The following is a 6,119-nucleotide window of genomic DNA, read 5'->3' as shown; positions in this document are numbered from 1 at the left end:
GGCGCGGGCCGCGCGGGCCGAACGGGCGAAGCGCCGCCGCGCCCTGGACCGGGAGCTGACGGCCGCGCGGGCCGCCCAGCGGCAGGCCGAACGGGACCTGGACGGCACGACGACGGCCGAGCGGGACAGCGTCGCGGCGCTCGACCGGATCGAGGGGGAACTGGCCGAACTGGAGCGTCGTCGGGCCGTCGCCGAACAGGAGCTGAGCCGGGCGAAACTGGCCCGCCGGGCGGCCGAGCGGACGCTGACCGTGGCCCGCCGCCGCACCGGTGAGGTGCAGGGCGCGATCGAGGCGGTGGATGCCGAGGAGGCGGACCCCACGGCGGGCGGTGAGGAGGCAGACTGAACGCGATGAATGCGTGTTGCGGGCGTGCGGGATGACGCCGGAGCAGGTGGCCGCCGGGAGCAAACCCGCCGTGCTGGAACTGGGGGAGTTGTTCACCCGCTGCCCGGGGACCCTGCGCCGGGCCAGGACGATGGGCATCCCGGGCTGGGCGTTCTACGTCACCGGGCGGGCCGGCGCACTGGGCGACATCCGGGCCGAGACGGTGGCGGCGGCGCTCGGCTTCCTCGCCCCGGAGGCGGTCGCCGACGGATGGGACACCGCCGTGCGGGTGGTCCGGCCGTTGGAGGTGGCCACCGCCCACCTGACCGAGTGCTGCCGGTGGGGTGCCCAGCATCTCGACGACCTGCCCGGCACACCCCGGCTGACCGCCCTGCTGGAACGGGTGGTGGCCGCCGCCGACGCGACGGGCATGCCGCTGTTCGCCGCCTGGCGGGCGATGCCGCTGCCCGCGCACGCCGAGGGTGCCCGGGCCGCCGTGGCGCTGCTCCTGCTGCGGGAACACTTCACCGGGGCCTACCTACTCGCCGTACGGGCCGCCGGGATGACCCCGCTGGAGGCGGTGCTGGCCGGGCCGGAGGGGGAGGCCGGGGCGGCGGCCTGCGGGTGGTCCCCGCCGTATCCGCCGGTCGGACCGCTGGTGCGGCGTCGGCTCTGGGCCGAGGCGGTGACCGACCGGTTGGCCGCGGCCGGGTTCCGGGCGCTGCGTCCGGCGGAGGGCCGGGAGCTGATCGAGTTACTCACCGACGTACGGGCCCGGCTGCGCGCCGACGCGGACGGCTGACCCGCCGACCGGGTCCGGTCGGACGGCGGCCCGGTCTGGCGCTGGCCGGTCTGACGCGGCCCGGCCCGCCCGGTCAGCCGGTGGCCGGGCCCGGTACCGGCGTGACCGGCCGGTGGCCCGGAAAATCGGCGGCGGGGTGGCGGGCGGGGCTGCCAGGATCTGCGGCGTGACACTTCCCGCCGGTTGGACCGCCCGCCGCCCCACCCTGGACGACGTGCCCGCGCTGCTCGCCGTGGTGCACGCCGCCGACACGTTCGCCATCGGTTACCCCGACTTCGACGCCGACGACGTCCGGGCCGCGCTGACCGCGCCGTTCTTCGACCCGCAGCACGACTCCTGGGTACTGACCGATCCTGATCATCGGGTGGTCGGCTGGAGCGTGGTCGACAACCCGACCGGGGTGGGCCGCGAACAACTCGACGTCTTCGTCGACCCGGAGCGGGCGACGGCGCTGCGGGCCGTGCTGCTCGACCGGATGCTGCACCGGGTCGCCGAACGCGCCACCGAGCGGGGCCGGCCCGCGCTGACCGTCCGCGCCGCCGTCTGCGCGCCGGAGACCCGCTGGGCCGGCGAGCTGACCGCCGCCGGGTTCACCCGGGCCAAACGGTACGTGCGGATGAGCCGGTCCCTGGCCGACCTGCCCTCCGAGCCGCCGCCCCCGCCCGGGGTGACCGTCCGGCCGGTGCGGGCCGGTGACGAGGCTGACCTGCGGCTGTTCCACCACATCCACGACACCGCCTTCCGGGACACCCCGGACTACGAGCCGGCCGGGTTCGAGGGCTGGCGGGACCGGCTCACCGACGGCGGGCGGGTCTGGGACGAGTGGTTCATCGCCGAGGTCGACGGCGAGCCGGCCGGCGCGCTCAACTCGTCGGACCAGGCGCTGGAGCAGGACATGGGCTGGGTACGCACGCTGTCGGTGCTGCCCGCGTACCGGCGGCGCGGGGTGGGTGCGGCGCTGCTGCGACGGGCGTTCGCGGTCTACGCGGCCAAGGGCCGGGGACACGCCGGGCTCGGCTTCGACCTGGCCAACCCGACCACCCCGGTCACCCTCTACCGGTCGGTCGGGCTGCACGAGACCCGTTGGATCGACCTGTACGAGCGCAGCGTGCCCGCCGCCTGAGCGGACCGGCCCGGGTGCGGGCCGGTCACCGTCGGGCGGCCCGGTGTGGGCCGGGTGACGCCCGGCGGGGTCGCCGTCTGGTGGCCCCGCCGCCGGGAGCACACTGGACGGGTGCGATACGCGTTACGCCGAGGCGGTGCCGGTGGGGCGGGACCGCAGCTCGGAGACGTAGTCGTCGGGCGCGCCCGCCTTCTCGGCGGCGTTGGCGATCTCCGACAGGTACCAGGCGGTCGGCAGGCCGCCCTCGTAGCCGTCGAAGACGTACACCCAGGCGGTCACGTCCCCGTCCAGCGTCGAGACCCGCACGGTGAGTTTGCGGTACGTGCCGGCGGTGACGCCCTCCAGCTCGTCGAGCTGGGCGGCGTCGTACGGGTCGATGTCGTACAGCGCCACGAAGACCCGGTCACCCGGGGACTCCACCACGGTGCTGACGGAACCCTCCCAGCCGATCACGTCCTCACCGGCGAAGGTCAGCCGCCACCCCTCCAGCCAGCCGACGCCCACCATGGGCGAATGCGGGCAGTAGGCCCGCATCCGGGCGGGGTCCAGGTTTGAGCCGTAGGCCGCGTAGTGACGCACGGCGATGACGATAGCCCGGCGAACGGGTGGGGGAGAATACGACAGTGCGTGTCGGACGGGTTCGGGAGAAGAAAGTCACTGTGAGCACCGAGGAAGGGCGAGGGCTGTGAGCCACATCGTGATCATCGGCGGGGGGCCGGCCGGCTACGAGGCGGCCCTGGTCGCCGCCCAGCTGGACGCCGACGTCACCGTGGTGGAGGCCGAGGGCGCGGGAGGGGCGTGCGTGCTCTCCGACTGCGTCCCGTCGAAGACCTTCATCGCCAGCTCGGAGGTGGTGACCGGCTACCGGGACACCGACGAGTTCGGCATCCACTCCGACGGCCTGGAGGCGGTCACGGTCGACGCGCCGGCCGTGCACGCGCGGGTGAAGCGGCTCGCCCTGGCCCAGTCCGCCGACATCCACGCGAAGCTGATCAAGGCGGGCGTGACCTTCGTCGCGGGCACCGCCCGGATGGGTGAGGACACTCTCGGTCACACCCACCGGGTCGTCGTCACCCCCGCCGACGGCGGCGCGGAGTACGCGATCGACGCCTCCACCGTGCTGGTCGCCACCGGCGCCACCCCGCGTCAGCTCCCCACCGCGCTGCCCGACGGGGAACGCATCCTCACCTGGCGGCAGGTGTACGACCTGCCCGAGCTGCCCGCCCACCTGATCGTGGTGGGTTCCGGCGTCACCGGGGCCGAGTTCGCCAGCGCCTACCTGGCGATGGGGGTCGAGGTGACCCTGGTGTCCAGCCGGGACCGGGTGATGCCGCACGAGGACGCCGACGCGGCGATGGCCATCGAGCACGTCTTCCGCAGCCGGGGCATGACCATCCTCAACAACTCCCGGGCGGACGCGGTCCGACGCGTCGGCGACGGCGTCGAGGTGGTCCTCTCCGACGGCCGGGTGGTGACCGGTTCGCACGCCCTGATCGCCGTCGGCTCGATCCCGAACACCGCCGACCTCGGCCTCGCCGAGTACGGCGTCGAGCTGGCCAAGGGCGGTTACGTCACGGTCGACCGGGTGTCGCGTACCAACGTCCCCGGCATCTACGCCGCCGGCGACTGCACCGGGGTCCTGCCGCTGGCCAGCGTCGCCGCCATGCAGGGCCGGATCGCGATGTGGCACGCCCTCGGTGAGGCGGTCCGGCCGTTGCGGCTGCGTACCGTCGCCGCGAACGTCTTCACCGACCCGGAACTGGCCACCGTCGGCGTCTCCCAGGATGAGGCGGACGCCGGCCGTACCCTGGCCCGCCAGGTGATGTTGCCGCTGACCGGTAACGCCCGCGCGAAGATGGACGACCTGGCGGACGGCTTCGTCAAGCTGTTCTGCCGCCCGTCCACCGGCCAGGTGGTGGGCGGCGTGGTGGTGGCTCCCAAGGCCAGTGAGCTGATCCTGCCGATCACCATGGCGATCGAGAACAACCTCACCGTCAACGAGTTGGCCCAGACCATCACGATCTACCCGAGCCTGTCCGGTTCGATCACCGAGGCCGCCCGTCAGCTCATGCTTCACGAACTCGAATGACCCCCTGACCCGGGTCGGGCGTCGGTAGTGGCGCACGTGGGCCGAGGTAGCGGTATCGGAGGGGCGGGATACCGCTACATCAGCCCGGTGACCACATGGCTGCGTGTGCCGGGGTGATGTGCCGCCTGCCGCACGGCGGGTGCCGTCCAGCGCGGCCGGCGGGAGGGGGACGGCGAAGCGGAAGGCGTCGGCGTACCGTTGAGTACGCGGCCCCCACACCGTCGGGTCCCCCGTTCCTGACGAGCGGGCCGCCGAGGGTCGCCGGCAGGTCCCGTGCCGGCGACCCTCCCCCTTTCCCGCACCGCCACCACGACGGGTACGCATGTCACGGTCCAGCGTGCTCCCGCGTCGGGAAGCGCTGAAAAATGCGCTCGCCCGGGTCATTGCGGAGGTCGTACGGTGACCGCATGCGCAGTGCTGTGGTGACCACGACGCCGGGAGATCCCGGCGTGCCGCACTGACGTCTTCCGTCGACGAGGCCCCGGGCGATCCGCCCGGGGCCTCGTGGCGTTGCGGGCACGGTCGCCTCCGGGTCGTACCCGATCAAGGAGCGCGACATGATCGACCACCGTAGGCTCGGCCGCGAACTGGACCTGTTCGTCTCCGACCCGCTGGCGGGCGCCGGGCTGCCGATCTGGCTGCCGGCCGGCGCGGCGGCCCGGCACGCCGTCGAGGAGTACGTCCGCGAGCTGGAACGCCGGGCCGGCTACCAGCACGTGTACTCCCCGCCGCTGGGCAGGCGCGAGTTGTTCGCGCTCTCCGGGCACCTCGGCCACTTCGCCGACGAGATGTTCCCACCGATGCGGATGGGCGACGACGAGTTGCTGCTCCGGCCGGCGCTCTGCCCGCACCACGCCCTGGTCTACCGGGCCCGGGGCCGCTCCTACCGGGAGTTGCCGCTGCGCGTCGGCGAGCTGGGCGGGATGTACCGGGCGGAACGGTCCGGGGTGCTCGGCGGGCTGGCCCGGGTGCGGGCGATCTCGCTCAACGACGCGCACAACTTCTGCACCCTCGACCAGGTCGGCGACGAGGTCCGGGAGATCCTGCGGCTGATCCGCCAGGCGCACGCGGCGCTCGGCGTCCGCCCGGCCGGGTTCCGGCTGTCGCTGCGCGGGCCCGGCGCGAGGTACGTCGGCGACGACGCGTCCTGGGCACGGGCCGAGGAGCTGCTGCGGGCCGCCCTCGACGGGGTGGACCACGTGGAGTCGCCCGGCGAGGCCGCCTTCTACGGCCCGAAGATCGACATCCAGGTGGTCGACGCGGCCGGCCGGGAGTCGACCATCTCCACCGTGCAGATCGACTTCGACAAGCCGGAGAAGTTCGACCTGTCGTACACCGATGCGGCGGGTGTCCGGCAACGGCCGGTGCTGGTGCACCGCAGCCTGGTCGGGAGCATGGAGCGGCTGTTCGCCTACCTGATCGAGGCGCACGAGGGTGCCTTCCCGCCCTGGTACGCCCCGGTGCAGCTGCTGCTCCTGCCGGTCGACGCCGGGCAGGCCGACGCGGTGGCCCGGGTGGCCCGGCGGGCGATCGACGCCGGGCTGCGGGTCGAGGTGGACGCGGGCGGCTCGCTGGGTGCCCGGGTCCGCGACGCGGCCCGCCGCCGGGTGCCGTACGTCGGGGTGGTCGGTGCCCGGGAGGCCGCCGACGACGCGGTGGCCCTGCGGCTGCGCGACGGCCGCAGCCTCGACCCGATGCCGGCGGCGGACGCGGTGCGGCTGATCGGCGCGGTGGTGGCGGCCCGCTCGGCGCAACTGCTTCCCGCCGGCTGACGGTGCGG

Annotated in this window: 5 protein-coding genes and 1 pseudogene; 5 read left to right on the top strand and 1 reads right to left on the bottom strand. The window is 74.2% G+C overall.

The features are described from left to right. The 3 genes and pseudogenes from ACOJTC_RS31555 to ACOJTC_RS31545 form a co-directional block, all read left to right on the top strand. Nucleotides 1-346: pseudogene (locus ACOJTC_RS31555) on the top strand (hypothetical protein); the annotation flags it as partial. Between the two features lie 31 nt (nt 347-377). Next, the gene (locus tag ACOJTC_RS31550) at nt 378-1,127 is read left to right on the top strand and encodes an SCO6745 family protein (protein ID WP_204927451.1); all 750 of its coding nucleotides are present in this window, start codon (nt 378-380) and stop codon (nt 1,125-1,127) included. 166 nt (nt 1,128-1,293) lie between these two features. Next, entirely contained in the window at nt 1,294-2,250 is a 957-nt protein-coding gene (locus ACOJTC_RS31545; protein WP_420119615.1) for a GNAT family N-acetyltransferase, read from the top strand. Nucleotides 2,251-2,373: 123 nt separating this feature from the next. Here the strand turns inward: ACOJTC_RS31545 and ACOJTC_RS31540 are convergent, their stop codons facing one another. Beyond that, nucleotides 2,374-2,829, bottom strand: a complete 456-nt coding sequence (locus tag ACOJTC_RS31540) for a gamma-glutamylcyclotransferase (RefSeq protein ID WP_067304651.1) — start codon at nt 2,827-2,829, stop codon at nt 2,374-2,376. Between the two features lie 106 nt (nt 2,830-2,935). On the opposite strand from ACOJTC_RS31540, the gene ACOJTC_RS31535 reads away from it, so the two are divergent. Beyond that, a complete protein-coding gene (locus tag ACOJTC_RS31535) occupies nt 2,936-4,339 on the top strand; it encodes an NAD(P)H-quinone dehydrogenase (protein WP_204927453.1) in 1,404 nt (467 codons plus the stop codon). A gap of 557 nt (nt 4,340-4,896) precedes the next feature. Next, nucleotides 4,897-6,111: a threonine--tRNA ligase gene (gene thrS, locus ACOJTC_RS31530; protein ID WP_420119614.1), complete on the top strand. Its 1,215-nt coding sequence runs from the start codon at nt 4,897-4,899 to the stop codon at nt 6,109-6,111. The last annotated feature ends 8 nt before the right edge of the window (nt 6,112-6,119 follow it).

Origin of the sequence: Micromonospora sp. (genome assembly GCF_048594385.1) — a bacterium.
In the GTDB taxonomy this organism is placed as follows: domain Bacteria; phylum Actinomycetota; class Actinomycetes; order Mycobacteriales; family Micromonosporaceae; genus Micromonospora; species Micromonospora wenchangensis.
Note: the sequence above shows the minus strand (reverse complement) of the source record. Positions and strands in the feature narration are given on the sequence as shown.